Raw genomic sequence first — 26,413 nt, forward strand, 5'->3', positions numbered from 1 at the left:
TCTTGTGGGGGGATCTTGTACCGCGCCCGTCTCTCCGGCCGCCGACTGGCGACCGCCGTCCTCGCCCTCGCGACCGTCACCGCCGTGACGGGAACGCTCGTCACCGCCCCGGCGGCCTTCGCGGCGCCCGTGGCGGCGCCCCTCGCGGCGCCCCTCGCGGTGAACGACACCGCCGCGGTGACCATTCACGCCTCCGACGAGGTCGTCAGCGCCGGCACCACCGGCTTCCTGACCTCCCGGCCCGCCTGGGACGGGGCCGGCGGCAGGACCTTCGCCTGGACGTACTTCGCGGACGGCACGACGGTCCCGCTGCCGGGCGACCGGGCCTTCGCCACCGGCTCGGACATCGCCGTCACCGGTGCCGGCACGACGTACACCCTGCGCGACATGGCGAAGCCCGGCAGCTCCCCCACGAGCATCGACCTGGCGGCCGCCCTCGGCCCCGACGCCGTCCTCGTCGGCGCGGTCGGCTCCGTCCTGTTCGCGACGAAGCCCGACACGCACGGCAGGCTCGACCTGTACCGGGTCACCGCTGCGGACGGGGCCGTCCACCAGCGGAAGATCTCGTACGGCACCCGGAACACGGGCTACAAGATCGTGGGCTCCGGCGGCGGCGAGGTGCTCATCCTCGGCTCCGCCGACGACGGCGGGACGACGGCCTACTTCTCCACCACGTACCGGCTGTCCGGCGGTGGCACGGACGACCGCTACGAGGACACGGAGCCCGTGGACCGGTGGACGGCGGCCTCGACCGGCGGCATCACGCCGACGCACCTCGCCTGGACCGAGCGCAGGATCGACCCGAACGGCGCGTCCAGCAAGACCGAGGCCGTCGTCCACGACCGCGCGAACCACACCTCGACGCGCCACGACCTGGGGTGGACGGCACGCGTCGCCGTGGCCGGGGTCATCGACGACTGGTTCCTCTACGGACTTCCCGACGGCATCAACGGCTCCAGGGACCCGCTGAACGCCCTGGCCGCCCGCTCCGTCAAGGGAACCGCCACGGTCAAGCTCCTCGACCACTCCACCTCCCACGCCACCGCACCCGACGGCAGCGTGCTCGTGCGCGGCGGGACCGTCGCCGAGGGCGAGGGCCTGTACCGGATCTCGCTCGACACGGAGGGCACCCCGGTGGCGACCATGGTCGCGAGCGCGGGGAGGTCGACCGCGCTCGAATGGGTCGGCCACAAGGTCCCCGAGGTTCTGGACGGCGACCGCAACCCGATCGGGACCGAGTGGACGTTCAACCGGGGCCATGTCCTCCTGGACCTCACCTTCCGACACGTCGCGACGGGCAGGACGTCCCACCAGGGGCACTACCTGCCGCTCTTCAGCGAGAGCATCCCCTGGAACGGCGTGATGGACGACGGGCTCCCCGCCACCAACGGCGACTACACCTGGGAGGCCGTGGCCGCGCCGTCGAACGGCATCGGCGGGCCGGTCACCGCCTCCGGAACCACCCGACTGGCCCGCACGGCGAACCCGCACGACTTCACCGACAACGGCTCGGCCGACCTCCTCGCACGGGACGCCTCCGGCACCCTGTGGCGGGACGACACCTACGACTGGCTCGACGGCGGTGGTCTGTACGCCGCGAAGCGCACGAAGATCGGCACCGGCTTCCAGGCGCACACCCTGATCGAAGGCGCCGGAGACCTGGCGGGCGCCCCCGCCGGCGACTTCGTCGCGCGGGACGGGTCGGGCGTCCTGTGGAGCTTCCTCGGCAAGGGCGACGGCACGTTCGCGCCGCGCACCAGGATCGGCGGCGGCTGGAACGTCTACGACAAGATCGCCGCGGGCTCCGACCTGACCGGCGACGGCCGCCCCGACCTCGTCGCCACCGACAAGGCCGGCGGCCTGTGGCTCTACAAGGCCACCGGCAACTGGGCCACCCCCTACGCGCCGCGCACCAGGATCGGCACCGGCTGGGGCATCTACCACCAGATCACGGCCGTCGGCGACACGGTGGGCACGCCCGCCGGAGACCTCGTCGCCCGGGACACCTCGGGTGTCCTGTGGCTGTTCTCCGGCAAGGGCGACGGAACCTTCCTGCCGCGCGTCCGGATCGGCGGCGGCTGGAACGCCTTCACCCAGCTCGTCGGCATGGGCGACGCCGACAACGACGGCCGGGGCGACCTGCTCGCCTACGGCGCGGGCGGCACGTACGTCTACCTGGGCACGGGCACGGAGTCGGCGCCCTTCACCAGGATCTCCACCAGCCTGTACCGAGGCGAGGGCACGAAGTTCAACTCCGTCTCCTGATTCCCGGGCGCGACACGTACAACCATTCGGCCCCTTGAACAGTCATGCGGGCATGGCGCGTTCGGCGCCATGCCCGCATCTCACTGGGGGATCACCGCTCTTGTCCCGCGCACACGCCTCCCGCCATCGGCTCGCCCTGGCCGTCACCGCCGCCCTCGCCGTCACGGTGGGCACCCTCGTGGCCGTCCCGGCCGGGGCGGCGACCGGCGCCGTGACGTCGGCCGCAGCCCCGGCGGCACCGCAGGACCTCGTCGCCTATCCCGGCGGATCGATAGCGGGCTCCGGCCCGTCGGGCTACCTGACCATCCGGTCCGTCGACGGGAAACTCCACTACGGGTGGACCCGTTACACGGACGGGGTCACAACCCCCCTGCCCGACGGGTCCTACACGTCGAACCAGCGGACGGACGCCGTCACGAAGGCCGACGGGACCGTCTACACGACGTACGACATGGCCACCGGCGCCGAGACCTCCGTCATCGACATCGCCCCGCTGGGCGACGGCTTCGACCGCGCGCGGGGCGCCGGATCCGCCCTCGTCGCGACGAAGGCCAACGCCACCGGCGGCCGGGACATCCACGTCATCCGCAAGCAGCGCGGCACGCTCGTCGACGACAAGGTGACCGGCCTCCCCGCGGACGCACTGATCACGCGCATCGAGATCGACTCCCCCGAAACCGCCGTGGTCCTCTACACGGGCACCGTGGACGGGACGCCCAGGAGCCGCGCCGCCGTGGTGGACCTCCAGTCCCACACGGTCACGGAGGAGTACGACACACAGCGGGTCACGGCGAAGAGCGACACCGCTCTTTCCGCCACTCACATCGCCTGGGTCGAGCAGCCCACGGATGTCGAGTCGACCTTGGTCATCGTCCGACGTGACAGCGGCCAGACCGAGCGCGTGCCCCTGGGCGCCGCCCAGAACGTGCCGATCGGGCTGGTGGGCGACTGGCTGACGTACGGGCAGCCGGGAGGCTACGTAGCCTGGGAGTCGGATCCTCTGCACGCTCTGACCGCCCGCTCCCTCACCACCGGCGCCACCGTCAGACTCCTCGACGACCTCACGCAGGCCGTCCCGGGTCCCGGGGGCACGCAGACGGTGCGCGGCGGAACCCTCGCCGGGGGCGAGGGCCTGTACCGCGTCTCCGTCGGGGCGGACGGCGTCCCCTTCACCGAGCAGGTGGCGAGCAGCGGCGTGCCGACCGCGCTCGCTCCGGTGAGCGATCGCGTCCCCCAGGTGATCGACTTCGACCTCACTCCCGCCCCGGTCCACCTGAGCTGGACCTTCAGCCGCAAGGCGGACGTGCGCGTGGAGCTGACGCACGACGCGACGCGGAAGACGGTGCGGCTCAGGGACCCCGCCGACGGGTCGGGCACGAACTCGGTGAGGTGGGACGGTCTGCTCGACGCGTCCGACCACCGATTCCCCGCCTACAACGGTTCCTACACCTGGCACATGACGGCGACGCCGGCCAACGGCATCGGCCCGGCCGTGGAGAAGAGCGGCACCTTCACGATCGTCCGCAAGCCCGTCCCGCACGACTTCACGGACGACGGCACCACCGATCTGCTCGTCCGCGACGGATCCGGCGGCCTCTACCGATACGACGCGATCTTCACCCTCGGGTCATGGCCCCATCTGGACCCCGTGCGGCTCGGCGAGGGCTTCGACGTCTACGACCAGCTCCTCGCCCCGGGAGACATCGGCGGCTCCTCGGCCGCCGACGTCCTCGGCCGCGACAGGAGCGGCGTCCTGTGGCTCTCCACAGGCGCCGGACAGACCCTCGTGGCCCGCACGAAGGTCGGCGGCGGCTGGAACATCTACAACAAGATCACGGCCGGCGGCGACCTGACGGGCGACGGCCGTACCGACCTCGTCGCCACCGACAAGGCCGGCGACCTCTGGCTCTACCGGGGCACCGGCTCGGCTGCCGCACCCTTCGCCCCGCGCACCAAGATCGGTCACGGCTGGGGCATCTACGGCAAGATCGTCGCCACCGGGAACATCGGCGGCGGCACGGCCGGTGACCTCGTCGCCCGCGACACCTCCGGTGTCCTGTGGCTGTACCTCGGCAAGGGCGACGGCACCTTCGCCGCCCGCACGCGGATCGGCGGCGGCTGGGGACCGTACAGCCAGTTCGTGGCGCTCGGTGACACCGACCGCGACGGTCGCCCCGACCTGCTCACGCAAGACCCTGCCGCAGGGGACCTGTTCCTCTACAAGGGAACCGGCAACTGGAAGGCCCCCTTCGAGCCACGCGGAGCGGTCTTCAACAGTCTCGGAGGGACCCCTCTCACCCTGTTCTGACGGGTCTTCGGGACGGTCGCCCGGACCGTCCCGCCGACCGACCGGTCCTTCACGCGCGTCTCCGACAGGCCGGCCCGAAGCGACGGGCCCAGAGAAAGCAGACCCTTGAACCTCACCCGCAGCACCCGGCGCCGGCTCGCCGTCGCGATCACCCTCGCCGTGACCACCGGCGCCCTCGCCTCGCCCGCCGTGGCGGCGACCGGCACGCGCCCCGCGTCGGCGGCCGTCACGGCGGGCCCGCAGGCCACCTCCGTGCCCACCCTGCCGCAGGACTCCCGGCTGGTCGGCAACGGCCCGTCCGGATTCCTCACCCGTCACAACGACGGTGGCTTCTCCTGGACCCGGTACGCGGACGGCGTCACGACCGCTCTGCCCGCGGGCTCCCGGGGGACCGTCCGCGCGGACACCGTCGTGGCCTCGTCCGGAACCAGCCACACCCTGTACGACATGTCCGGGGCCTCCTCGCCCGTGACCATCGACACCGTCTTCCTCGGCGCGGGCGCCAGCCTCGTGGACCTGGTCGGCAGCACCCTCGTCATGAGCGTCCCCCGGGCCGACGGCACCGAGGGCCGGGACCTCCACCTCGTCGGCGAGCGGGACGGCAAGGTCGTCGACCGGCCGATATCCGGGCTGTCCAAGGGCATGGCCGCGAACTCCCTCTCCAGCCGCGCGGACTCGCCGGACACCCTGTCCCTCCTGTACTACGAGCTCGTGAACAACGGCGCCGAGTGGCACGTGGCCGTCGTGGACGTGGCCACCGCCGCGGTGGTGGAGGAGCGCCGGGCGCCGCGTGCGAGCTGGGGGACCGATGTCACCCTGTCCGCCACCCATCTGGCCTGGGTCGACGACCCGGACGTCACCGGGGCGGTGTCCCTGGAGGTGGCCCGCAGGAACGAGCCCGACACCACGAGCATCCCCATCGGCTCCGGGGACCGGGTCCAGGCCGAGCTGATGGGCGACTGGCTCGCGTACGGGGAGACCCTCACGACCTCCCGCCCCAGTGCCCTCTACGGGCTGACGCTCCGCTCGCTGACGACCGGTCGGACGGTCAAGGTCCTCGACACCGTGGAGGCCATCCGCAGCCAGTCGGACACCGAGCTCCTCGTGCAAGGCGGCACCGTCGCCCAGGGCGAGGGCATCTACCGGATCGCCCCCGGCCCCGACGGCACGCCGACCGCCACCCTCGTGGCGAGCATGGGGCTGTCCATCGTCCTCCAGGTCGTGGAGCAGTCCGTTCCCGCCACCGCCGACTTCCGCACGACGCGCGGCGACGTGACGCTGTCGTGGCGCTTCGCCGGTCCCCTCCTCCCCACGTCGGCCCGGATCGAGCTGATCCACACCGCCTCCGGGAAGCGGATGACGGGCACCGTGAACGTGGACAACGCCGGGTGGGCCACCCTGAAGTGGACCGGCCTGCTCGACGACTTCTACACGGCGAAGAACGGCGACTACACCTGGCGGATGACGGCGGCCCCCCGCAACGGCGTCGGACCGTCCGTCGAGAGGACGGGCACGCTCAAGGTCGACAGCGGGCAGGCGGCGCACAACTTCTCGGACAGCGGCTCGCCCGACCTCCTCGTCCGAGGAAACGACAACCTGTACGTGTTCGACGGCCGCAAGGCGCTCGAATTCGCCCACACGGGCGCCCCGACCGCGACGAACGCCGGAGCCGGCTGGGCCGCCTACGACCGGGTCCTCACCCCCGGAAACGTCAGCGGCGCCCGGTACTCCGACCTCGTGACGCGGGACGGGACCGGCACGCTCTGGATCCACCCGGGCACCGGCGACGCCGCCGCCCCCTTCGCGCCGCCCGTCCGCGTCGGCGGCGGCTGGAACACGTACAACGACATCACCGGCAACGGCGACCTCGACGGCGACGGCCGTCCCGACCTGGTCGCCGCGGACAAGGCCGGCAACCTCTGGTTCTACAAGGGCACCGGAAACGCCGCCGCGCCCTTCGCGCCCCGCAGGAAGACCGGCCACGGCTGGGACATCTACAACAAGCTGGTCGCCACCGGGAACATCGGCGGCAACCCCACCGGCGACCTCGTCGCCCGCGACAAGGCCGGCGTCATGTGGCTGTACCTCGGCAAGGGCGACGGCACCTTCGCCGCCCGCACACGGATCGGCGGCGGCTGGAACGCGTACAACGAGATCGTCGCCGTCGGCGACACCGACCGCGACGGCCGCCCCGACCTCCTGGCCAACGGGCGCACCGGTCACCTCGACAGCACCCTCGCCCTCTACCGGGGCACCGGCGACTGGAAGGTCCCCTTCGCCCCGCGCGCCGGAGCCACCACGATCCTGCCCGCCCCCGGCTGGTACACCACCCTGTTCTGACCGGTCACCGGCCCGTCGGCGGGACGGTCGCCCACACCGTCCTGCCGACCGGCCTCTCCTTCACCACCGTCCACGTCCGCGACTCCAAGACCCCCGACGGCCCCCAACTCGCCGTCTCCCCCGCCTCCTGGGTCGCGTTCCTGGACGTAGCATCCGGGGCGTGACCTCCATAAAGTTCGTTCTCTTCGATGTCGACGGCACCCTCATGGACGCCGTCGAGAACCAGCGGCGCGTCTGGCACGAGTGGGCCGCGCGGTACGGGCTCGACGGCGCCGAGGTGTACGCCACGGCGCTGCGGACGCGGCCCGTGGAGACCTTCGCGGCCGTCGTGCCCGGCGCGGACCCGGACGAGTGCCTCGCCCTTCTGCACGCGCTGGAGGACGAGGACGTCCGTACGGGTTCGTACGCGGCCTTCGGCGGGGCCGGCGAGCTGCTCCACGGCCTCCCCGCCGACCGGTGGGCGCTGGTGACGTCGAACTACGAGCACCGGGTGCGAGGGCGGTTCGAGCGGACCGGGCTCCCGTTCCCGGGGCTGATCGTCGACGCGGCCTCGGTCGCCGAGGGGAAGCCGTCCCCCGTCCCGTACCTCACCGCCGCCGAGAAGCTGGGCGCGGACCCGGCGGAGTGCCTGGTGATCGAGGACGCGCCGTCCGGGGTGCGGTCGGGGCTGGACGCCGGGATGACGGTCTGGACCGTGAACACCCCGGCGCCGCATCCGGACGCCCACCGCCACTTCACGACGCTCGCGGAGGCGGCGCCGCACATCATGGCGGCCCTGGGTCAGAAGATCGCGTCGTAGATGTCCCAGCCGTGGCCGATCTCCTTGCGGGGAGAGACCGGGACGAGGCGGGAGTCGCGGTACACGCTGTCGTAGGCCCAGAGCTTGCCGGCCGTGTCACGGGCGATGAGGCCGGCGCCGGAGCCGGTCAGTCTCCCGGTCCAGGTGAGGGAGTTGTAGGCGTTCCAGCCGCCGCCCACGCGCGTGCGCGGGTAGAAGCCCGGGAAGCGCGAGCTGTACGCCCAGAGGACGCCGTCCTTGTCCCGGGCCACCGGGCTGTAGCCCTGCGCCTCCCCCGCGATGGCGGTGTAGATGTTCCAGCCGCCGCCCATGTTCCTGCGGCTTTCGAGGGCGTACGCCGGGTCGGTGGCGCCGGTGAACGAGTAGCGCCAGAGCGTGCCGGCCTTGTCCCGGGCCAGCAGGCCGGTGCCGTAGCCGGTGAGGGCGGTGTACTGGTTCCAGCCGCCGCCCACCCTCTGGCGCGGCTTGAACGGGGCGGCCGTGTTGCGCGAGGCCTGGTACCACCAGAGGACGCCGTCCTTGTCGCGGGCCATGAGGTCGCCCTCGCCCGCCGCCGAACGGGTCGTGACGGGCACGATCGCCGTGTAGGCGTTCCAGCCGCCGCCGATGCGCGTGCGGGCCCTGAGCGGCTTGTCGGGGTGACCCGAGCCCTCGTACTGCCAGAGCACGCCGGCCTTGTCGCGGGCGAGGACCGTGGTCCGCAGCCAGGCCTCGGGGGTGCCCTTGACGAACTGGAACGTGACGGGACCTCGGTCGGTGACCTTCCCGGCCTCGTCGGTCACTTCGAGGGTGGCCGTGACCTTCCCGAGGTCGACGGCACCGCTACTGGCGTTCACCCGGATGTCGTACGTCAGGGTCGTCTCGTACCCGGGCTCGGTGTCGACCTCCGGGAGCGCGGCCTCGTTGTACGGGCTGTCCCATGAGCACGGCTGGAACGCACCGCCGTCGACGGCGCAGGTGGAGTCGACGGCGGCGTACGAGGGCAGTTCGTTGCCGGGCACGTACGGCTGCGTCGGCAGCAGCAGCCGCGCCTTCATCCTGCCGCCCGTGTAGTGCGAGAGCGCGACCTTGACCCGCGCGGTCGCCGCCCCCTCCTCACCCGAGGTCACCACCAGCGGGCCGCCCTCCTGGACGACGGTGCCGGTCGCGGCGGCGGCGGTCGTGGCCGGTGGGGCCGGTGCCGCCGTCGCGGCCGTCGTCGCGGTGGTGGTGACGGCGGTCAGGGCCGCCGTCACCACCAGGGCCGTACGCGTACTTCTTCTCATGCAACACCCCCAGAAGATCTCGATGGCCGGTTGGACCGCCGAGGGGCTCGCACGGTTGTACCCGGGCGCCGTGTCAGCCGCGCGCGAGCCTGTCGAACCAGCGCACGATCTGAGGTCCCGCCTCCTTGAAGGAGCCGTTGTGGTCGGTCTTTCCGTGGTCGATCACCGGGGCCTTCACACCGTGACGGGCCAGGTCGGCCGCGCAGTGGACGGAGTTGGCGATCGCCACGTCCGTGTCGCCGGCCGCGCTGTGCAGCCGTACGGGCACGCGGGGCTTCCAGTCGCAGGTCCCGTCCTGCGCCTTCAGCGCGGCCAGCAGTCCGCCGTCCGGGTGCCGCAGCCGCTCGTAGAAGCCGTCGGTCAGCAGTTCCTTCACCGAGCCGGGCAGCCGGGTGACGATGTCCTCCTCGGTGTGCCGGGTGTCGAAGAGTTGCTCCACGTACCCCGCGTAGGGCTGCCGGAAGGCCTCGGCCGGGTCGCCGTAGACGGGGTGCAGCCTGTTCTGCGCGGTGAGGAAGTACGACATGTAGAAGACACCGCTGATGTCGTTGACGCGGCCGTCGAGCAGGGCGGGGATCTCGGCGCCCTGCAGGTCGTACGGTCCCGCGACCGGTGCGAGCGCCCGCAGCCGGAAGTGCCGGTCGGCGCCCCGCGCCAGCTCGCGGCCCAGCGCCATGGCGACCTGGCCGCCCTGGGAGAACCCGGTGCCGTACACGTCTCCGGTGAGCGGCCTGCCGAGGGCGCCCGCGGCGGTGCGGGACGCCCGCAGCATGTCGAGCGAGGCGGAGACGGAGGAGGCGGTGTCCATGTACGGGTGGAGGCCGGGGCCCTTGCCGAGCCCGAGATAGTCCGGGGCGGCGACGGCGCGGCCCGCGGAGGCGTGCAGATAGGGCGCGTACAGGCCGAAGTCCTCGGCGACGGACGGCGCGTAGTCGCGGTGGACCATCGTGCCGTGCGTGTCGGCCACCAGGTCGAGCCGGCGCTCGCCTCCCTTGGGGAGCACCAGCAGGCCGGTGGCGGTGGTCGGTGCGCCCTGCGGGGTCAGGGTCCGGTAGGTGATCCGGTAGCCGCGCACACCGTGCCGCACGGTCGCCGGGTCGATGCCGGCGCCCTTGAGGAACGCGGCGACCTCGGCCCTGCTCAGGTCGGCGACGGGAGTGACACCGAGAAGGGCCCCGCGCGCCGCGCTCTGCTGCACGGGGCGGGGTTCGGACGCCGCGACCGCCGGGGTGGCGGCGAGGGCCGTGAGGACGACTGCGGTCGCGGTGGCCAGGGACCGGCGGACTCGCCGGCGCTGCGCCGCCCGCCGGAAGGGGGTGCGGGTCGTGGTGTGGGTCATGGCGACGACGCTACGGAGCGGCCGGCCGCCGGGACATCCGACGGCCCCCCGGCCGGCGGTGTGGCCAGCCCCACCCCGGAATCGCGGAATCCCCCCAGGTGGAGGCGAGTTGGGGCGGCGGCGATCCGTGTCGGAATACGTCTGCGCGGTGACCCGTTGGACCGGGACATGCAACGTGATCTGGAACTGTCCGGCGGCCTGCACCCTCTGCTCGCGGGACGGTTCAGCCCCTACCGGTTCGACCCGTCCGGCACCGTCGACGACCACGCGCTGAATCTGCTGCTGGAGGCCGCGCGGTGGGCGCCGTCCGCCGGGAACTCCCAGCCGTGGGGCTTCTTCGCGAGCCGGCCGGGCGAGCCGGGGCACGAGCGGGTGGTCCGCCACCTCGCGCCCAGCTCGGCCCGGTGGGCGAAGGACGCGGGGCTGCTCGTCGTCACGCTGACGCGCCGCCACGTGGGCGACACGGAGCTGCTCTACTCCGAGTTCGCGGACTACGACCTCGGCCAGGCCATCGCCCACATGACCCTCCAGGCCGAGGCGCTGGGGCTGGCGTCCCACCAGTTCCGGGCCTTCGACATGGACGGCCTCACCGAGGAGCTGGGCCCGAATCCGGGATGGTCCATCGTCTCCATGGTCGCGCTGGGGAAGGCCGCCGAGGAGCGGCCGGAGACCCGCGACCGGCGCAGCGTCGCCGATCTGCTGTCCGCCCCCTGGTCGCAGTAGCGCGCTCCTCGAACTCCCCTGCTTCCGGCCGCAGTAGGGCCTTCCCCACCCCCTTCCAGGGGGTTCGTCGGCGTGTCCGGGTCCGGCGCCGCGTGATCGGCTGTCCGCAGGTGATCGCGCGACGGAAGGCGGACGGGTGAGGGTTCGGATCGGGTACGCGGCATGGATCGTGGGCGTGGCGCAGTTCTTCGTCGTCCACTGGATCACCGAGTCGGCCTGGGACAGGCCGTACAGCTGGGCGCGGAACAACATCAGCGACCTGGGCAACGCGCACTGCGCCCTGCAGGCGGAGCCCGAGCCGCGCTACATCTGCTCCCCCGAGCACGGGCTGATGAACGGTTCCTTCGTCGCCCTGGGAGTACTGCTCGTCGTCGGCGTCGCCCTGACCGGCGGCGCCCCGTGGCGCGGGGGCCGGGCCGCCACCTTGGCCCGCCTGCTGCTCGCCTGCTCCGGCGTGGGGTTCGTCCTGGCCGGGCTGGCTCCCGCGGACGTCGACGAGAACCTGCACGTCCTGGGGGCCCTCCTGATCATGGCGGCGGGCAATGCCGGTCTCGCCCTGGCGGGGTTCACCCTGGCGGGGCACCTGCCGTCCTCCCTGCGGTGGGGCAGCGGCCTGCTGGGGGTCACGGCGCTCACGACCCTCGGGCTGTTCCTCTCCCGCCACTACCTCGGCCTCGGCATGGGAGGCATGGAACGCGTCGCCGCTCTTCCCCTCCTGTTCTGGGCGTTGACCGTCGGCGTCCACGGCGTCGCCCGCCCCGGCGAGACGCGGCGACGAATCCCCAACAACAGCCTGGCAACAGGGATCTGACCTCCGTTCAGATCGCAAACGTGCTCGGCTACTGTGTGGCCCATGCAGGGGGAACCGGAAGACCAATCCAGTGTGGACAGTTTGAGCGGCAGTGGGGCAATGCCGCTGGAGTCGGGCGACCCGCGGCAGATCGGGGCGTTCAGGATGCTCGGTGTGCTCGGGTCCGGGGGGATGGGGCGGGTCTATCTCGGGGCCGTGCCCGGGAAGTTCGCGGCGGTGAAGCGGGTCCTTCCCGTGCTCGCCGAGGACGTCGACTTCCTGAGCCACTTCGGGCACGAGCTCGACAACCTGGCGCGGCTGCCCGCCGGCGCCAACACGAAGCTCCTCGCGAGCGACCGCACGGCGAAGCCGCCGTGGTTCGCGACCGAGTTCATTCCCGGCATCACCCTCAACGAGGCCATCCGGCTCAACGGCGGCCCGCTGTCCGGCGGCGCCCTGTGGCGGCTCCTGCGGGACGCGGCGGCGGGGCTGCGGGTGGTGCACGGCGCCGACATGGTGCACCGCGACCTCAAGCCGTCCAATGTGATGCTGACCGGCGGCGGCCTCTCGCTGATCGACTTCGGCGTGGCCCGCGCGGCCGACCAGAGCCGGCTGACCAAGACCGGCATGGTCATCGGCACCCCCGCCTACATGGCGCCCGAGCAGGCCGTCGCCGACCGCCGGCTGACCGGTGCCGCCGACGTGTTCGCCCTGGGCAGCCTGCTGCTGTACGCGGCGAACGGGCGGCCTCCGTTCGGGGACGGTTCCGGGCCCGACCTCCTCTACCGGGTCGTCCACGGCGAGCCCGACTTCGGGCGGCTCACGGAGGGCGACCCCGAGCTCGCGGAGCTCGTACAGAGGTGTCTCGCCAAGGATCCGGCGGACCGGCCGACGGCCGACGAGCTCGTCACGCTCACCGAGGAGCGGGCGGCGGGCGCCGTCTGGCCGGAGGCCGTCGCCGAGCGGATCGCCGAGCGGGCCGTCTTCGCCGCCGGGGCTCCCACCGCCGAGCAGCTGGAGGAGCTGGAGCGGACCGACCCGGCCCAGGACGTGGCCACGGCCCCGCTGACGCCGCAGGCCCCGAAGGAGCCCGCGACCGCCTCGCCCGACCCCCTGGCCGTCACCGGCCGGGGCGCCTCCGATCCGCCGCGGTGGCGCCGCAACAAGTTCGTCATGCTCGCCGTGCCCGTGGTCGTGGCGACCGGCACCACCCTGACCGTCGCCCTCGGCCCGTACGAGATCGGCCGTCTGGGCGCGGCCCCGGAGGCGTCGCCGCCGCCGTCCTCGGTGGCCTCGCAGCCCGCTTCCGTACCGCCGTCGTCCACGACGGGGACGCCGTCGGCCACGCCTTCGGGCAAGCCGTCCGCCAAGCCCTCGGGCACGCCGCCGGCCGGGTCGACGGCCCCGCCCGCGGGCGCCTCCGGCGGCGGCGACGCGGGTGGCACCGGCACCCTGTCCGGCGGTTCCGGCGATGCCGGGGGCGGGGGCGGGTCCGTCACGGGCGGCACGTCCGTGACGGGCGGCGGGTCCGTGACGGGCGGCGGGTCGAACTCCTCCTCGGTCTCGGGCGGCTCGGGCTCGGGCTCCGGCTCGAATTCGGGTTCCTCCGGCGGTACCACGACCCGTCCGACCCCGAGGCCGACGACGAAGGCGCCCGCGCCTCCGCCGCCCACCAGCTCGGCGCCCTCGGGGACGTACTCCCTGAAGAACGCGTCCGACGGCACCTGTCTCGGCGAGTACAACGCGGGGTTCGGTGTCTTCGCCAACACCTACGAGTGCGGTTCGGCGCAAGGCGCCAGGCCCATCTGGTACGGCTGGACGTACAAGGCCGGTGCGAACGGCACCTTCCGGCTGGTCAACCGGCAGAGCGGCCACTGCCTCGACCCGAACGGGACCACCGGCGCCACCGCGGTCCCCTGCGACGGCTCCAGCGACCAGTCGTGGCGCATCCAGGCCACGACTCCCAACGGGCGGACGCTCATGAACGTGGGCCAGGGCAAGTGCATCATGGCCGGGCCCCCGTTCACGATGATGGCCACCTGCGACCCGGGCGACCTCCGTCAGCTCTGGCGGAACGTCTCGCCCGTCTGAGCGACGCCGAAGACGGGGACGGTCACGTCACCTTCCGTGCGGAAGGTGACGTGCAGCTCCATCCCGATCCTCAGGTCGTCCTCCGCCACCCCCACGACCTCCGTCATCATGCGCGGGCCCTCGGCGAGGTCGACGACGGCCGCGACGTACGGGACGCGGTCACCGAAGGGCGGGAGGTCGTTCCGGTGGACGACCGACCAGGTGTAGAGGGTGGCGCGGCCGCTCGCCCGCTCCCAGCGGACGTCCTCGCTCCAGCAGTGCGGGCAGAACTCGCGCGGGTAGTGGTGGGCGCGGCCGCAGGCGGCGCAGTGGCGCAGCAGCAGGTGTCCTTCGGCGGCGGCGTCCCAGTAGGGGCGGGTGAAGGCGTCGACGTCGGGGGTGGCCGTCATCAGAAGAGTCCGATCGCGGAGTCGAGGGACCAGGTCTGCCAGGACATGGCGAGGAGGGCGACGAGGGAGATGAGCGCCATCATCGCGTTCTGCCCCTGCTCGGCCCAGTCGTGGATCATCAGGACGAGGTAGAGGAGGTTGAGGAGGAGGCCGCCGACGAGGGCGACGGGGGTGAGGAAGCCGGCGATCAGGCCGAGGCCGAGGGCGAGTTCCGCGTAGACGACGACGTACGCCATGAGCTTGGGGCGCGGGGCGACGACGGTGTCGAAGCCGTTCTTCACGGCCGCCCACCTGTGCTTGCCGGCGACGTCCGCCGCCCAGGCCATGCCGGTGCCGCGCTCGAACCAGCCCTTCTTGTCCTTGTGGCGCCAGCTCTCCAGCCACCACAGGCCGAGGCCGATGCGGAGGACGGCGAGCCATTCGGCGCCGCTGAGCCAGACGGTCTGCATGGGGGACCTCTCCACGAACTGGATCTGACGGTACGTCAGTTCAGCGCAGGGCGGCGAGCGAGCGCAAGAGGCCGGTCCGCGTGACCGATTCGCAACCGAAATCCGTCATGACCGAGACCCACTGTGTGTACACGTCATTACGCTCAGCATTCATGGTCATCACGCCCCCTGCACCTCCCGTCCACCCCGTGTACGTCATCGGTGGTGGGCCCGGCGGGCTCGCCGTCGCCGCCGCCCTGCGCGCGCGGGGCGTGCGCGCCGTCGTCCTGGAGAAGTCCGACGCCGTCGGCGCCTCCTGGCGCGCGCACTACGACCGGCTGCGGCTGCACACCACCCGGCGGCTCTCCGCCCTCCCCGGACTCAGGATGCCCCGCTCCTTCGGCCGCTGGGTCGCCCGCGCCGACGTCGTCCGCTACCTGGAGACGTACGCGGAGAAGCACGAGCTGGAGCTCGTGACCGGGGTCGAGGTCCACCGGATCGAACGGGCCGGCGGGGACTGGATCCTGCACGCCACCGGGGGGCGCCGGCTCACCGGGCGGGCGGTGGTGGTGGCCACCGGCTACAACCACACCCCGCACCTGCCCGAGTGGCCGGGCCGAAGCACGTACGAGGGCGAGTTCTGCCACGCGCGCGCGTACCGCGCCCCCGGTCCGTACGAGGGGAAGGACGTCCTCGTCGTCGGCGCCGGCAACACCGGCGCCGAGATAGCCGCCGACCTCGCCGACGGCGGGGCGGCCCGGGTGCGGCTCGCGGTGCGGACCGTCCCGCACATCGTGCGCCGCACGACCCTCGGCTGGCCCGCCCAGCGCTCCGGCATCCTGGTGCGACGGCTGCCGGCGGCCCTCGTCGACCGGCTGGGCGCGCTGCTCGCCCGGTTCGCCACGCCGGACCTCACGGCGCACGGGCTCCCCCGGCCGGAGAAGGGCCTCGCCACCCGGCAGCGGGAGGGCGCGATCCCCGTGCAGGACGTCGGCCTGATCGACGCCGTACGCGCCGGGAAGGTCGAGATCGTCGCCGCCGTGGAGGCCTTCGAGCACGGCGAGGTGGTCCTCGCGGACGGCAGCCGGATCGCCCCGGACGCGGTGATCGCGGCCACCGGCTACCGGCGCGCCCTGGAGCCGCTCCTCGGGCACCTGGACGTGCTCGACGGAGGCGGGCTGCCGGTGACGCACGGGGCGCGGAGCCCGCGCGAGGCGCCCGGGCTGTACTTCACGGGTTTCACGAACCCGATCAGCGGGATGTTCCGGGAGCTGGCGCTGGACGCGGAGCGGATCGCGCGGCGCATCGCGCGGAGCGCGCCGAAGCCCTCCCGCTGAGGCCGGGCCCGGCCCACGGGCGTCCACTGTCCGCCGAGGACCGCCCCGGCCGTACGACTCCTCGGCGCACACCCATTCCTGACTGGCCGTCAGTTCTGTAATCTGACTGAGCGTCAGGTGTATACGGATGGGTGAAGGGCGGGCGACACACATGCTTGGATCGACACACGGCACCTTCACCACCGATCTCCGCGCCCGCGTGGTCGCCTGCGGGGAGACACCCCGGGACGCCGTGCACGGCGTCACCGCCGTCGCCGGCGACGTGGACGTCAGCGGGCGGCCGCTGCACGCGCCCGTCCCCGACCTCGACCGCTTCTTCCGGCCCGAGTCCGTCGCCGTCATCGGCGCCTCCGACACCGAGGGCCGGCCCAACACCGGCATCACCCGGCAGCTGCTCGCCTGGGCCGAGCGGGTCGGCGCCCGGCTCGTGCCCGTGCACCCGACCCGTACCAGCGTGTTCGGGGTCGACTGCGTGCCCTCCGTCGGCGCGCTCACCGAACCCGTCGACCTCGCCGTCCTCCTCGTCGCCGACCCGCTGCCCGTGATCGAGGAGCTCGCCGAGACCAAGGTGAGGTTCGCCGTCGCCTTCGCCTCCGGCTTCGCCGAGACCGGCGAGACCGGCGCCGCCGCACAGGAACGCCTCGCCGCCGCCGTGCGCCGCTCCGGGCTCCGCCTCCTCGGCCCCAACACCAACCTCAACGCCTTCGAGCGCTTCCGCGACGACCTCGAAGGCCCCGCCGTCGCCCTGATCACCCAGTCCGGCCACCAGGGGCGGCCCGTCTTCACCCTCCAGGAGCTCGGCGTCCGCCTCTCCCACTGGGCGCCCACCGGCAACGAGGCCGACCTGGAGACCGCCGACTTCCTCTCGTACTTCGCCGGACGCCCCGAGGTCGGGGCCATCGCCTGCTACGTCGAGGGGCTCAAGGACGGCCGCTCCTTCCTCCTCGCCGCCGACCGGGCGGCGCGCCACGGCGTCCCGGTCGTCGCCGTGAAGGTCGGCCGCACCGAGACCGGCGCCCGGACCGCCGCCTCCCACACCGGCAAGCTCACCGGCGCCGACCGGGTCGTCGACGCGGCCATGCGGCAGTACGGGGTGATCCGGGTCGACGGCCTCGACCAGCTCCAGGACACCTCGGCCCTCCTCGCCCGCGCGCGCCGGCCGCAGGCCGACGGGGTCGTCGTCTACTCCATCTCCGGCGGCACGGGCGCCCACTTCGCCGACCTGGCCACGGCGGCGGGGCTCGAACTGCCCACGCTCCACCAGGCCAAGCAGGACGAACTCCACCAGTGGATCCCGGAGTACCTGAACGTCGCGAACCCCGTCGACAACGGCGGGCACCCGGTGGGCGACTGGCGCGGCCGGAAGATCATCGACGCGATCCTCGCCGACCCGTCCGTCGGGGTGCTGATCTGTCCCATCACCGGGCCCTTCCCCCCGATGAGCGACAAGCTCGCCCAGGACCTCGTCGACGCGGCCGAGGCCACCGACAAGCTGGTCTGCGTGGTCTGGGGCTCCCCGGTCGGCACCGAGGCGGCCTACCGCGAGACCCTCCTCGGCTCCTCGCGCGTCGCCACCTTCCGTACGTTCTCCAACTGCATCGGGGCCGTGAAGGCCTACCTCGACCACCACCGCTTCACCGCCTCCTACCGCTCCCCCTTCGACGAGGCGCCCCGCACCCCCTCCCCGTCCCTCCGCAAGGCCCAGGCCCTCGTACGGCCCGGCCGGCGACTCAGCGAGCACGCGGCGAAGCAGCTGCTGAGGGCGTACGGGATACGGGTGCCGCGCGAGCAGCTCGTCACCAGCGCCGCGGCGGCCGTCCGGGCCGCCGGGCTCGTCGGCTACCCGGTCGTGATGAAGGCCTCCGGCGCGCAGCTCGCCCACAAGACGGAGCTGGGCCTGGTGAAGGTCGGCCTCACCTCGGCCAGCCAGGTGCGCGACGCCTACCGCGAGCTCACCGACATCGCCCGCTTCGAGGGGATCGACCTCGACGGCATCCTCGTCTGCCAGATGGTCGGGCGCGGGGTCGAGATGGTGGTGGGCGTGACCCACGACGCACTCTTCGGCCCGACGGTCACGGTGGGCCTCGGCGGGGTCCTGGTGGAGGTCCTGAACGACACCGCCGTCCGCGTCCCGCCCTTCGGCGAGCACGAGGCCCGCTCGATGCTCGGCGAGCTGCGCGGCCGGGCCCTGCTCGACGGCGTACGGGGTGCCCCGCCGGCCGACGTCGACGCGCTGGTCGAGGTCGTGCTCCGGGTCCAGCGGATGGCCCTCGAACTCGACGGCGACCTCGCCGAACTGGACATCAACCCGCTGATGGTGCTGCCGCGCGGGCAGGGGGCGGTGGCCCTGGACGCGCTGGCGGTCTGCCGATAGGAGCTCCTGTGTCCGATGTGCTGCACACCGTCGAGAACGGCGTCTCGTGGATCACGCTCAACCGCCCCGAGGCGATGAACGCGGTCACCTGGGACCAGCGGGAGCGGATCATCGCCCTCCTCGCCGAGGCCTCCGCCGACCCGGCCGTGCGCTGTGTCGTGGTGACGGCCACCGGGCGCGGCTTCTGCGCGGGCGCGGACCTGCGGGGCGCGCCGGCCGCCGGGGGGCGGAGCGAGAGGGGGGCCCCCCCGGCCGAGGGCCGGGGGAGCGTGGCGGGGGACGTGGCCCGGATGATCCGCCTCGGCGCGCAGCGGTTCATCGGCGCCGTCATGGACTGCGAGAAGCCGGTCATCGCCGCGGTGAACGGGACGGCGGCCGGGATCGGGGCGCACCTCGCGTTCGCCTGCGACCTGGTGCTCGCGGCGGACTCGGCGCGCTTCATCGAGGTCTTCGTACGGCGGGGGCTCGTGCCCGACGGCGGCGGCGCGTACCTCCTCCCCCGGCTGATCGGGCCGCAGCGGGCGAAGGAGCTGATGTTCTTCGGCGACGCGGTGGGGGCGGCGGAGGCGAAGGAGCTGGGCCTGGTGAACCGGGTCGTCCCGGCGGACGAACTGGCGAAGACGGCCCGGGACTGGGCCGAACGCCTCGCCCAGGGCCCGACACGGGCCCTGGCCCTGACGAAGCAGCTGGTGAACGCCTCGCTGGACGTGGACCGCTCGACCGCCTTCGCGGCGGAGGCGACGGCCCAGGAGATCAACATGACCACGAGGGACGCGCAGGAGGGCGTGGCGAGCTTCGTGGAGCGCAGGGAGGCGCGGTACGAGGGCCGCTAGGGCCTGTCTTTCGGATCAGGCCGGGCTCGCGGGGCCTGGCACGCACCCTGATCCGGCCTGATCCGAAAGACAGGCCCTAGCCGCGCGTCCTCGCGCGCGGCGCGGCGAGGCGCGCATCCGGAAGTGACCGTGGCCGTCGTCCCCCAGGGGTTCCTATCTGACGAACCGTCAGTTTCAATGGACGGTGTGATGGGACACGCAGGGATGGCGGCCACCGTCGTCCGACACCTGAGAGCGGCCGGTTCGCCCACGGCCGTGGAACCACTGCCCCGGCCGGCCCTGCGCGCGGTCGGGGAGGACGAGCGGGCGCCCGTCGACCCCGGCGAGTTCCGCCGCGTCCTCGGGCACTTCGCCAGCGGCGTCACGATCGTGACGGCCCTCGACGCGGACGGACCGGCGGGCTTCGCCTGCCAGTCCTTCGCCTCCCTCTCCCTCGACCCGCCCCTGGTCGCCTTCATGGTCGCCCGGACGTCGACGACCTGGCCCCGGATCGCCGCGGCCGGGACCTTCTGCGTCAACGTCCTGGGCGCCGGACAGGGCGCGCTGTGCCGGTCGTTCGCGGTGAGCGGCGCCGACAAGTTCGCGGGCGTGGAGTGGGGCCCCGCCCCGGTCACGGGCTCCCCGCGGCTGGCCGGCGCGCCCGCCTGGATCGACTGCGCGATCACCGCGGTCCACACGGGCGGCGACCACCTGATCGTGGTCGGCCGGGTCGCATCGCTGGGCGCGGAGCAGGAGAGCGAGCCGCTGCTCTTCCACCAGGGGCGGTTCGGGGACTTCAGCCCTCGATGACGCCGGTGTAGAGCCCGATGCCGCCGAGCATGAAGACGCCGAGGACGGCGACCGTCCCCCACAGGAGCAGGGAGACGAAGTAGCCCCTGCGCGCGGGGCGGGTCAGCACCGCCGCCACGGCCAGACAGACCGCTGCCACGGCCCACCCCCACCAGCCCGCGAGCGGCAGGAGGAGGGCCCCGGCGGCGGCCGACAGGAGCACCTGCCACCCGAGCGGAGGGCCGCCGGCCCGGCGCGCCAGGCTCTCGCCGAGCAGCACCGCCGGCACCACGACCACCGCGGAGACCGCGGCGGCGGGCAGCAGCGCCATCAGCGGCAGGAACGGGAGCGCCAGCAGCTGCAGGGCGCTGACACCCCCCTCGCCGAGCTCCGGCCGCCCGGAGTCTCCGAACACCACGCCCAGCACCATCGCCAGCGCCGCTTCGAGGAACAGCGCGAGGATCGAGACCCGCAGCATCCGGGCAAAGCTCCGCCCGCCTTCAGGACCGCTCATCGGCGATCACCCCCTGAGGATCATCATGCTCCCGCCGGGGAGAGCAGCTCCGTCCGGGGTCGGCTGATGACGAGGGCCATCAGGGCCGCCGCCGCGCACAGCGCGCCCGAGGCGTACCAGACGACGTCGTACGTGCCGAAGACGTCGCGGGCCACGCCGCCCGCGAAGGCGACGGCCGCCGCGCCGACCTGGTGGGAGGCGAGGACCCAGCCGAAGACGATCGCCGAGTCCTCGCCGTAGTGCTCCCGGCACAGCGCGATCGTCGGCGGGACGGTGGCGACCCAGTCCAGGCCGTAGAAGACGATGAAGAAGAGCATCGGCGGGTGGACGGAGGGGGCCAGGAGCATCGGCAGGAAGAGGAGGGAGACGCCGCGCAGGGCGTAGTAGACGGCCAGCAGGCGGCGCGGCGAGAAGCGGTCGGTGAACCAGCCGGAGGCGACCGTGCCGACGACGTCGAAGACGCCGATCACCGCGAGGAGTCCGGCCGCGGCCGTCACCGGCATGCCGTGGTCGTGCGCCGCCGGCACGAAGTGCGTCTTGACCAGGCCGTTCGTGGAGGCGCCGCAGATCGCGAAGGAGCCGGCGAGGAGCCAGAACGGGCCGGTGCGGGCGGCCTTGAGGAGGACGGTGACGGCGCGGCGGGCGGCGCCGGGGACGGGCGCGGGCTTCTCGGCGTACTCCCCGCCGTACGGGGCGAGCCGGACGTCCGCCGGGTGGTCGCGGAGCAGCAGCCACACGAAGGGGACGACCGCGAGGGCGGCGAGCGCCACGGTGACGGCGGCGGGGCGCCAGCCGTGGTGCTCGACCAGCCAGGAGAGCAGCGGCAGGAAGACCAGCTGGCCGGAGGCTCCGGCGGCGGTGAGGATGCCGGTGACCAGGCCGCGCCTCGCCACGAACCAGCGGTTGGTGACGGTCGCGGCGAAGGCGAGGGCCATGGAGCCGCTGCCGAGGCCGACGAGGACGCCCCAGTAGAGGACGAGCTGCCAGGCGGCCGTCATCCACACCGTCAGGACCGACCCGGCGGAGATGATCGTCAGGGCGACGGCCACGACCCGGCGGATGCCGAAGCGGTCCATGAGGGCGGCGGCGAAGGGGGCGGTGAGGCCGTAGAGGGCGAGGTTCACCGAGACGGCGAAGCCGATCGTCCCCCGCGACCAGTCGAACTCCTCGTGCAGCGGCTCGATGAGCAGGCCCGGCAGGGAGGCGAAGGCCGCGGCGCCGATGATCGTGACGAAGGTGACCGCCGCGACGAACCAGGCACGGTGGACGCGGCGGCGGGGTGCCTTTTCGGGCGTACGGGCGGGGGTCTCGGTTGTCTGGGCCATGCCACTGAGCATCCCGGCCCGCGCCCTCCCCGGCCATTGGCCCGAATGACAGGTTTCCAAAGGATCGGGACACACGCAGCGGGCCACACACCCGTGCGCGCGCCGGAGCACCCGCCGGGGCATCAGGCACCGCGCCGGGACACCCGCCGGGGCATCAGGCGCCGCGCCCGGACACCCGTCGGGGCATCAGGCGCGCGGCAGCGTCCTGATCGGTCTCACCACCAGCAGCGCCGCGACCACGAGCACCGCGATCCCCGCCCCCGTGAGCAGCACCTCCTCCGTGCCGACCGCGGCCGCCACCGGCCCCGACAGGGTGCGGCCGACGCCCATCATCAGGAGGGAGCCGGCCACGTCGTACGCGTGCATCCGGTTCAGGGCCTCCTGCGGCACGTGCGTCTGGACCGAGGTGGACCACATCACCAGCCAGAAGGCGAAGGCCGCCCCGCCGATGAACTGGCCCGCGCCGAGGACCGCGACCGGGGCGCCCAGGCCGAGCAGGAGCAGGTTCACGGGGAGGCCGACGAGCGCCACCGCGCCCGCCGCGAGGGGGCGGCGCGGGCGCAGCCGGATCGCGAGGAGGCCGCCGGCCGCGCTGCCGGCGCCGTTGACGGCCATGAGCACGCCGTAGGCGGCCGAGCCGTGGTCCTCGGTGACCAGGCTCGCGGTGAGCGGGACCATGGGGCCGGCGACGGTCAGCCCGTACACGGTCCAGATGGAGATGACGCCCCAGAGCCAGCTCCTGGCACGGAACTCCTTCCATCCGCCCGCGAGTTCGGCGCCGAGGGAGTCGCGACGGGTGGAGTCGGAGGGTATCGGGGCGAGGCGCATGAGGGTGAAGCAGACGGCGCTCACGGCGAAGGTGACGCCGTTGACGGCGAAGGCGGCGCCCGCGTTCCACACGGCGACGAGCAGGCCGGCGGCGGCCGGTCCCGCCATGGTCATGAGGGCCTCGACGACCCGCAGGACGGCGTTGGCGCGCTGCACGTCGGGGGCGATGCGGGGGATGGTGGAGGCGACGCCGGGCTGGAAGAGGGCGGCGCCGACGCCGCTGAGCACGGACAGGCTGTAGACCGCCCAGAGCGGCGGGCTGCCGAGCGTGAAGGAGACGGCGAGGACGGCGGCCCCGGGCAGCCGCAGGAGGTCGGCGATGATCATCATGCGGCGGGCGGTGAACCGGTCGGCGAGGACGCCGCCGAAGAGCACGAAGACGGCGAAGGCGGCGGTCCAGCCGCCGAGCGCGTAGCCGACGGTGGAGCCGGAGTGGCCGGCTCCGAGGAGTCCGGCGGCGAAGGCGACCGGGACCATGCCCTCGCCGAAGACGGCGACGCCCCGGGCGACGAAGAAGAGCCGGAAGTTGCGGTTCCACAGCGCGGGCGGCACGACCGGGGCGGGAATCCGCTCGGCGGCCTCAGACTTGTACGTGTTGTCCGTCACGGACAAGTAGAGCTACCAGTGGGTGGTCTGGACCACCACCGATTTATGAAGGGGGGCGCTGCTCGTGCCGCCGCCGCACCGCGTCGCCGTTCTCGCCCTGCCCGGCCTGCTCCCCTTCGAGCTGGGCATCCCGCACCGCATCTTCGGCCGTGCGAAGGACGCCGAGGGCCGCCCGCTGTACGAGATCGTGACCTGCGCCCCGGTCGCGGGCCCCGTCCCCACCGACGCCGACTTCTCGATCCACGTCGAGCACGGCCCGGAGGCCCTCGCCACCGCCGACACGGTCGTCGTGCCCGCCTCGTACGAGCTCGGTCCGGTCTACGACGAGGGACGGCTGCCCGAGGAGCTCGCCGCCGCGCTCGCGCGGATCCGGCCGGGCACCCGGCTGGTCTCCATCTGCACCGGCGGGTACGTGCTGGCCGCCGCCGGCTTCCTCGACGGGCGCCCGGCCACCACCCACTGGGCGTCCGCCGCGCACTTCCAGCGCCTCTTCCCGAGCGTGCGGGTCGACGCGGACGTCCTCTTCATCGACGACGGCGACGTCCTCACCTCGGCCGGCGTGGCCGCCGGGATCGACCTGTGCCTGCACATCGTGCGCCGCGACCACGGCACGTCCGTCGCCAACGACGTCGCCCGCAGGACCGTCGTACCGCCCCACCGGGACGGCGGCCAGGCCCAGTACATCGAGCGGCCCCTGCCGGAGACCGGCAGCCACACCACGGCGACCGCGCGGGCCTGGGCGCTCGCGCACCTCCACGAGCCGATCCAGCTGCGGGACCTCGCGGGGAAGGAGGCGATGAGCGTCCGGACGTTCACGCGCCGCTTCCGCGACGAGGTCGGCATCAGCCCCGGCCAGTGGCTCACCCAGCAGCGCGTCGAACGCGCCCGGTACCTCCTGGAGTCCACCGGCCTGCCCGTCGACCGGGTCGCCCAGGACGCCGGCTTCGGCACGGCCCAGTCGCTGCGCGTGCACCTGATGACCGCGATCGGCGTGACCCCGACGTCCTACCGCCGCACCTTCCGCACGGGGGCGGCCTCCGGCTGAGCCGACCCGCCCCCGTGCGGAACGCCCGTGCTCAGAAGGTCAGCACCCCCCGCGCCACCTTCCCCCGTTCCGCGTCCGCGGCGGCGCGGGCGAAATCCTCCACGGGGTACGTCCGGGTCACCAGCTCGTCGAGGAGCAGGCCTCCCGAGCGGTACAGCTCCGCGTAGAGGGCGATGTCCTTCTGGGGGCGGGAGGAGCCGTACCGGCAGCCGAGGATCGACTTGTCCAGGAACATCGCCGCCGGCAGGAAGCTCACCTCCGCCTTCGGCGCGGTCATCCCCAGCAGGACCGCCTGACCGTGCCGGTCGAGGAGGTCGATCGCGGTCCTGACGAGGCCGGTGTGGCCGACGCACTCGAAGACGTGGTCGGCGCCGGTGGGCAGGATCTCCCGCACGCCGTCGGCGGACGCGAGGAAGTGCGTCGCGCCGAACTGCCGGGCGACCGCCTCCTTCTCCGGGTTCGTGTCCACGGCGACGATCGTCAGCGCGCCCGCGATCCGGGCGCCCTGGAGGACGTTGAGGCCGATGCCGCCGGTGCCGATGACGACGACGGTGTCGCCGCGGCCGACCTTCGCCCGGTTCAGTACGGCTCCGACGCCGGTGAGGACGCCGCAGCCCATGAGGGCGGCGGAGGTCAGCGGGATGTCCCGCGGGATCTTCACGGCCTGGACGGCCTTGACCACGGTCCGCTCCGCGAAGGACGAGTTCGAGGCGAACTGGAAGAGCGGCTGCCCGTCGCGCGAGAACGGCTGCCCCGGCATCCCGATCGCCTTCCGGCACATGGTCGGCCGGCCCCGGTCGCAGTCGGCGCAGGCGCCGCAGTTCGCGAGCGTCGACAGGGCCACGTGGTCGCCGGCGACGACGTGGGTGACCCCCGGGCCCACGGCCTCCACGACCCCGGCGCCCTCGTGGCCGAGGACGACGGGCGGGGGGAACGGGATGGTCCCGTCGAGGACGGACAGATCACTGTGGCAGAGCCCGGCGGCGGCGATCGCCACGAGCACCTCGCCGGGACCGGGGTCCCGCACCTCCAGGTCGTCGACGACCTGGACCTGCTTCCCGTCGAAGACGACGCCCCTCATGACCCGGCCCCCCCGGCGGCGTTGGGACGCTCGCCCGCGGCGGCGGCCCGGGCCATCTCCTCCAGCCGGGCGAGCATCGGCATGGGGTCCGTCCCCACCGTCCCCGGCAGGAAGTCCGCGATGCGTTCGGGGGTCCAGGCGCCGCCCTCCGCGTAGCCCGCGCGCAGCTCCCGGGGCTGCGCCCAGACCGCGATCTTGGGGCCGGCGATGGTGTACACCTGGCCGGTGATCCGCTCCTCGCGGGCCCGCTCGCTCAGCAGGTAGACGACGAGCGCCGCCACGTCCTCCGGCTCGCCGATCTCCTTGAGCTCCATGGGGACGTTCGCCGACATCCGGGTGCGCGCCACCGGCGCGACCGCGTTCGCGGTGACGCCGTACTTGTGGAGGCCGAGGGCCGCGCTCCGTACGAGCGAGATGATCCCGCCCTTCGCCGCGGAGTAGTTGGCCTGGGCCACGGAGCCCTGGTGGTTGCCGCTGGTGAAGCCGATGAGGGTCCCGGTGCCCTGCTTGCGCATGACCGCCGACGCCGCCCTGAAGACGGTGAAGGTGCCCTTCAGATGGGTGGCGACGACCGGGTCCCACTCCTCCTCGGACATGTTGAAGAGCATCCGCTCGCGCAGGATGCCGGCGACGCACACGACCCCGTCGACGCGCCCGTACGCGGTGAGGGCGGCCTCGACCACCCGGGCCCCGCCCGCCATCGTGGAGATGTCGTCCGCGACGGCGAGGGCCGTACCGCCCGCCGCCTCGATCTCCTTCACGACCGAGGCCGCGATCTCCGAGGTCGGCTCACCGCCCTCGATCGACACCCCGTAGTCGTTGACGACGACCTTCGCGCCCTCCGCCGCGCACGCGAGGGCGACGGCGCGGCCGATGCCGCGCCCCGCCCCCGTCACGGCGACGACCTTGCCAGCCAAGAAGTTCCCCACGCCCGGCCCCTTCCCGCACTTTCTGACGGTCCGTTA

22 protein-coding genes are annotated in these 26,413 nt (G+C 73.3%); 13 read left to right on the forward strand and 9 right to left on the reverse strand.

All coding sequences use genetic code 11. The features are described 5' to 3' along the window. Positions 1-15 precede the first annotated feature (15 nt). The 5 genes from IE237_RS04785 (at position 16) to IE237_RS04800 (ending at position 7,712) form a co-directional block, all read left to right on the forward strand. On the forward strand, positions 16-2,265 hold the full coding sequence (locus tag IE237_RS04785) for an FG-GAP repeat domain-containing protein (protein ID WP_189800482.1): 2,250 nt from the start codon (positions 16-18) through the stop codon (positions 2,263-2,265). A gap of 100 nt (positions 2,266-2,365) precedes the next feature. Beyond that, positions 2,366-4,573: an FG-GAP repeat domain-containing protein gene (locus IE237_RS04790; protein WP_189800483.1), complete on the forward strand. Its 2,208-nt coding sequence runs from the start codon at positions 2,366-2,368 to the stop codon at positions 4,571-4,573. Between the two features lie 105 nt (positions 4,574-4,678). Continuing rightward, a complete protein-coding gene (locus IE237_RS04795; RefSeq protein ID WP_189800484.1) occupies positions 4,679-6,913 on the forward strand; it encodes an FG-GAP repeat domain-containing protein in 2,235 nt (744 codons plus the stop codon). A 41-nt stretch (positions 6,914-6,954) separates the two neighbouring features. Beyond that, entirely contained in the window at positions 6,955-7,077 is a 123-nt protein-coding gene (locus tag IE237_RS40475; RefSeq protein ID WP_229842289.1) for a DUF397 domain-containing protein, read from the forward strand. Next, a complete protein-coding gene (locus IE237_RS04800) occupies positions 7,074-7,712 on the forward strand; it encodes an HAD family hydrolase (protein ID WP_189800485.1) in 639 nt (212 codons plus the stop codon). The genes IE237_RS40475 and IE237_RS04800 overlap by 4 nt, the downstream gene beginning before the upstream one ends. Here the strand turns inward: IE237_RS04800 and IE237_RS04805 are convergent. Together IE237_RS04805 and IE237_RS04810 are read right to left on the reverse strand one after the other, a co-directional pair. Beyond that, positions 7,694-8,977 carry a tachylectin-related carbohydrate-binding protein gene (locus IE237_RS04805; protein ID WP_189800486.1) on the reverse strand — a complete coding sequence of 428 codons (1,284 nt, stop codon included), beginning with the start codon at positions 8,975-8,977 and terminating at the stop codon, positions 7,694-7,696. The two genes, IE237_RS04800 and IE237_RS04805, sit on opposite strands and share 19 nt — an antisense overlap. A 73-nt stretch (positions 8,978-9,050) precedes the next feature. Next, positions 9,051-10,316, reverse strand: coding sequence for an alpha/beta fold hydrolase (locus IE237_RS04810; RefSeq protein WP_189800487.1), 1,266 nt, complete (start codon positions 10,314-10,316; stop codon positions 9,051-9,053). Between the two features lie 168 nt (positions 10,317-10,484). Here IE237_RS04810 and IE237_RS04815 point away from each other — a divergent pair, with 168 nt between their 5' ends. The 3 genes from IE237_RS04815 (at position 10,485) to IE237_RS04825 (ending at position 13,920) form a co-directional block, all read left to right on the forward strand. Then, on the forward strand, positions 10,485-11,039 hold the full coding sequence (locus IE237_RS04815; RefSeq protein ID WP_189800488.1) for a nitroreductase family protein: 555 nt from the start codon (positions 10,485-10,487) through the stop codon (positions 11,037-11,039). A 136-nt stretch (positions 11,040-11,175) separates the two neighbouring features. Beyond that, positions 11,176-11,850, forward strand: coding sequence for a DUF998 domain-containing protein (locus IE237_RS04820; RefSeq protein WP_189800489.1), 675 nt, complete (start codon positions 11,176-11,178; stop codon positions 11,848-11,850). Between the two features lie 99 nt (positions 11,851-11,949). Continuing rightward, entirely contained in the window at positions 11,950-13,920 is a 1,971-nt protein-coding gene (locus IE237_RS04825; protein WP_189800490.1) for a serine/threonine protein kinase, read from the forward strand. On the opposite strand, the gene IE237_RS04830 is transcribed toward IE237_RS04825, so the two are convergent. Both IE237_RS04830 and IE237_RS04835 read right to left on the reverse strand, forming a co-directional pair. Beyond that, on the reverse strand, positions 13,890-14,309 hold the full coding sequence (locus IE237_RS04830; protein ID WP_189800491.1) for a Zn-ribbon domain-containing OB-fold protein: 420 nt from the start codon (positions 14,307-14,309) through the stop codon (positions 13,890-13,892). The two genes, IE237_RS04825 and IE237_RS04830, sit on opposite strands and share 31 nt — an antisense overlap. Further along, the gene (locus IE237_RS04835) at positions 14,309-14,758 is read right to left on the reverse strand and encodes a DoxX family membrane protein (protein WP_189800492.1); all 450 of its coding nucleotides are present in this window, start codon (positions 14,756-14,758) and stop codon (positions 14,309-14,311) included. Before IE237_RS04835 ends, IE237_RS04830 begins: the two co-directional genes overlap by 1 nt. A 152-nt stretch (positions 14,759-14,910) precedes the next feature. Here IE237_RS04835 and IE237_RS04840 point away from each other — a divergent pair, with 152 nt between their 5' ends. The 4 genes from IE237_RS04840 (at position 14,911) to IE237_RS04855 (ending at position 20,070) form a co-directional block, all read left to right on the forward strand. After that, positions 14,911-16,074 (forward strand): flavin-containing monooxygenase, encoded by a 1,164-nt coding sequence (locus tag IE237_RS04840; RefSeq protein ID WP_229842247.1) that lies wholly within the window; start codon positions 14,911-14,913, stop codon positions 16,072-16,074. A gap of 151 nt (positions 16,075-16,225) precedes the next feature. Beyond that, positions 16,226-18,448 (forward strand): acetate--CoA ligase family protein, encoded by a 2,223-nt coding sequence (locus IE237_RS04845; protein WP_189800494.1) that lies wholly within the window; start codon positions 16,226-16,228, stop codon positions 18,446-18,448. Continuing rightward, positions 18,439-19,281, forward strand: coding sequence for an enoyl-CoA hydratase/isomerase family protein (locus IE237_RS04850; RefSeq protein WP_229842291.1), 843 nt, complete (start codon positions 18,439-18,441; stop codon positions 19,279-19,281). The genes IE237_RS04845 and IE237_RS04850 overlap by 10 nt, the downstream gene beginning before the upstream one ends. A 189-nt stretch (positions 19,282-19,470) precedes the next feature. Further along, complete coding sequence (locus IE237_RS04855; RefSeq protein ID WP_229842248.1) at positions 19,471-20,070, forward strand: flavin reductase family protein; 600 nt, start codon at positions 19,471-19,473, stop codon at positions 20,068-20,070. On the opposite strand, the gene IE237_RS04860 is transcribed toward IE237_RS04855, so the two are convergent. From IE237_RS04860 to IE237_RS04870, 3 genes are all read right to left on the reverse strand, one after another. Then, entirely contained in the window at positions 20,057-20,563 is a 507-nt protein-coding gene (locus IE237_RS04860; RefSeq protein WP_189800495.1) for a hypothetical protein, read from the reverse strand. The genes IE237_RS04855 and IE237_RS04860 overlap by 14 nt on opposite strands. A gap of 23 nt (positions 20,564-20,586) precedes the next feature. Beyond that, positions 20,587-21,888 carry an MFS transporter gene (locus tag IE237_RS04865; protein ID WP_229842249.1) on the reverse strand — a complete coding sequence of 434 codons (1,302 nt, stop codon included), beginning with the start codon at positions 21,886-21,888 and terminating at the stop codon, positions 20,587-20,589. Between the two features lie 186 nt (positions 21,889-22,074). Further along, complete coding sequence (locus IE237_RS04870) at positions 22,075-23,328, reverse strand: MFS transporter (RefSeq protein WP_189800497.1); 1,254 nt, start codon at positions 23,326-23,328, stop codon at positions 22,075-22,077. A gap of 58 nt (positions 23,329-23,386) precedes the next feature. Here IE237_RS04870 and IE237_RS04875 point away from each other — a divergent pair, with 58 nt between their 5' ends. Then, entirely contained in the window at positions 23,387-24,367 is a 981-nt protein-coding gene (locus IE237_RS04875) for a GlxA family transcriptional regulator (protein WP_229842251.1), read from the forward strand. A gap of 31 nt (positions 24,368-24,398) precedes the next feature. On the opposite strand, the gene IE237_RS04880 is transcribed toward IE237_RS04875, so the two are convergent. Both IE237_RS04880 and IE237_RS04885 read right to left on the reverse strand, forming a co-directional pair. Next, a complete protein-coding gene (locus IE237_RS04880) occupies positions 24,399-25,448 on the reverse strand; it encodes a Zn-dependent alcohol dehydrogenase (protein WP_189800498.1) in 1,050 nt (349 codons plus the stop codon). Continuing rightward, entirely contained in the window at positions 25,445-26,377 is a 933-nt protein-coding gene (locus IE237_RS04885) for an SDR family NAD(P)-dependent oxidoreductase (RefSeq protein ID WP_189800499.1), read from the reverse strand. Before IE237_RS04885 ends, IE237_RS04880 begins: the two co-directional genes overlap by 4 nt. Between the last annotated feature and the right edge of the window lie 36 nt (positions 26,378-26,413).

Origin of the sequence: Streptomyces tanashiensis (genome assembly GCF_014648895.1) — a bacterium.
In the GTDB taxonomy this organism is placed as follows: Bacteria; Actinomycetota; Actinomycetes; order Streptomycetales; family Streptomycetaceae; genus Streptomyces; species Streptomyces tanashiensis.

Excerpts from the sequence above, each read along its gene's own strand:
- IE237_RS04860 (WP_189800495.1), bottom strand. The coding sequence starts at position 20,563 with ATGAGCGGTCCTGAAGGCGGGCGGAGCTTTGCCCGGATGCTGCGGGTC.
- IE237_RS04815 (WP_189800488.1), top strand. The coding sequence starts at position 10,485 with ATGCAACGTGATCTGGAACTGTCCGGCGGCCTGCACCCTCTGCTCGCG.
- IE237_RS04810 (WP_189800487.1), bottom strand. The coding sequence starts at position 10,316 with ATGACCCACACCACGACCCGCACCCCCTTCCGGCGGGCGGCGCAGCGC.
- IE237_RS04845 (WP_189800494.1), top strand. The coding sequence starts at position 16,226 with ATGCTTGGATCGACACACGGCACCTTCACCACCGATCTCCGCGCCCGC.
- IE237_RS04855 (WP_229842248.1), top strand. The coding sequence starts at position 19,471 with ATGGGACACGCAGGGATGGCGGCCACCGTCGTCCGACACCTGAGAGCG.
- IE237_RS04865 (WP_229842249.1), bottom strand. The coding sequence starts at position 21,888 with ATGGCCCAGACAACCGAGACCCCCGCCCGTACGCCCGAAAAGGCACCC.
- IE237_RS04835 (WP_189800492.1), bottom strand. The coding sequence starts at position 14,758 with ATGCAGACCGTCTGGCTCAGCGGCGCCGAATGGCTCGCCGTCCTCCGC.
- IE237_RS04825 (WP_189800490.1), top strand. The coding sequence starts at position 11,950 with ATGCCGCTGGAGTCGGGCGACCCGCGGCAGATCGGGGCGTTCAGGATG.
- IE237_RS04880 (WP_189800498.1), bottom strand. The coding sequence starts at position 25,448 with ATGAGGGGCGTCGTCTTCGACGGGAAGCAGGTCCAGGTCGTCGACGAC.
- IE237_RS04840 (WP_229842247.1), top strand. The coding sequence starts at position 14,911 with ATGGTCATCACGCCCCCTGCACCTCCCGTCCACCCCGTGTACGTCATC.
- IE237_RS04805 (WP_189800486.1), bottom strand. The coding sequence starts at position 8,977 with ATGAGAAGAAGTACGCGTACGGCCCTGGTGGTGACGGCGGCCCTGACC.
- IE237_RS04830 (WP_189800491.1), bottom strand. The coding sequence starts at position 14,309 with ATGACGGCCACCCCCGACGTCGACGCCTTCACCCGCCCCTACTGGGAC.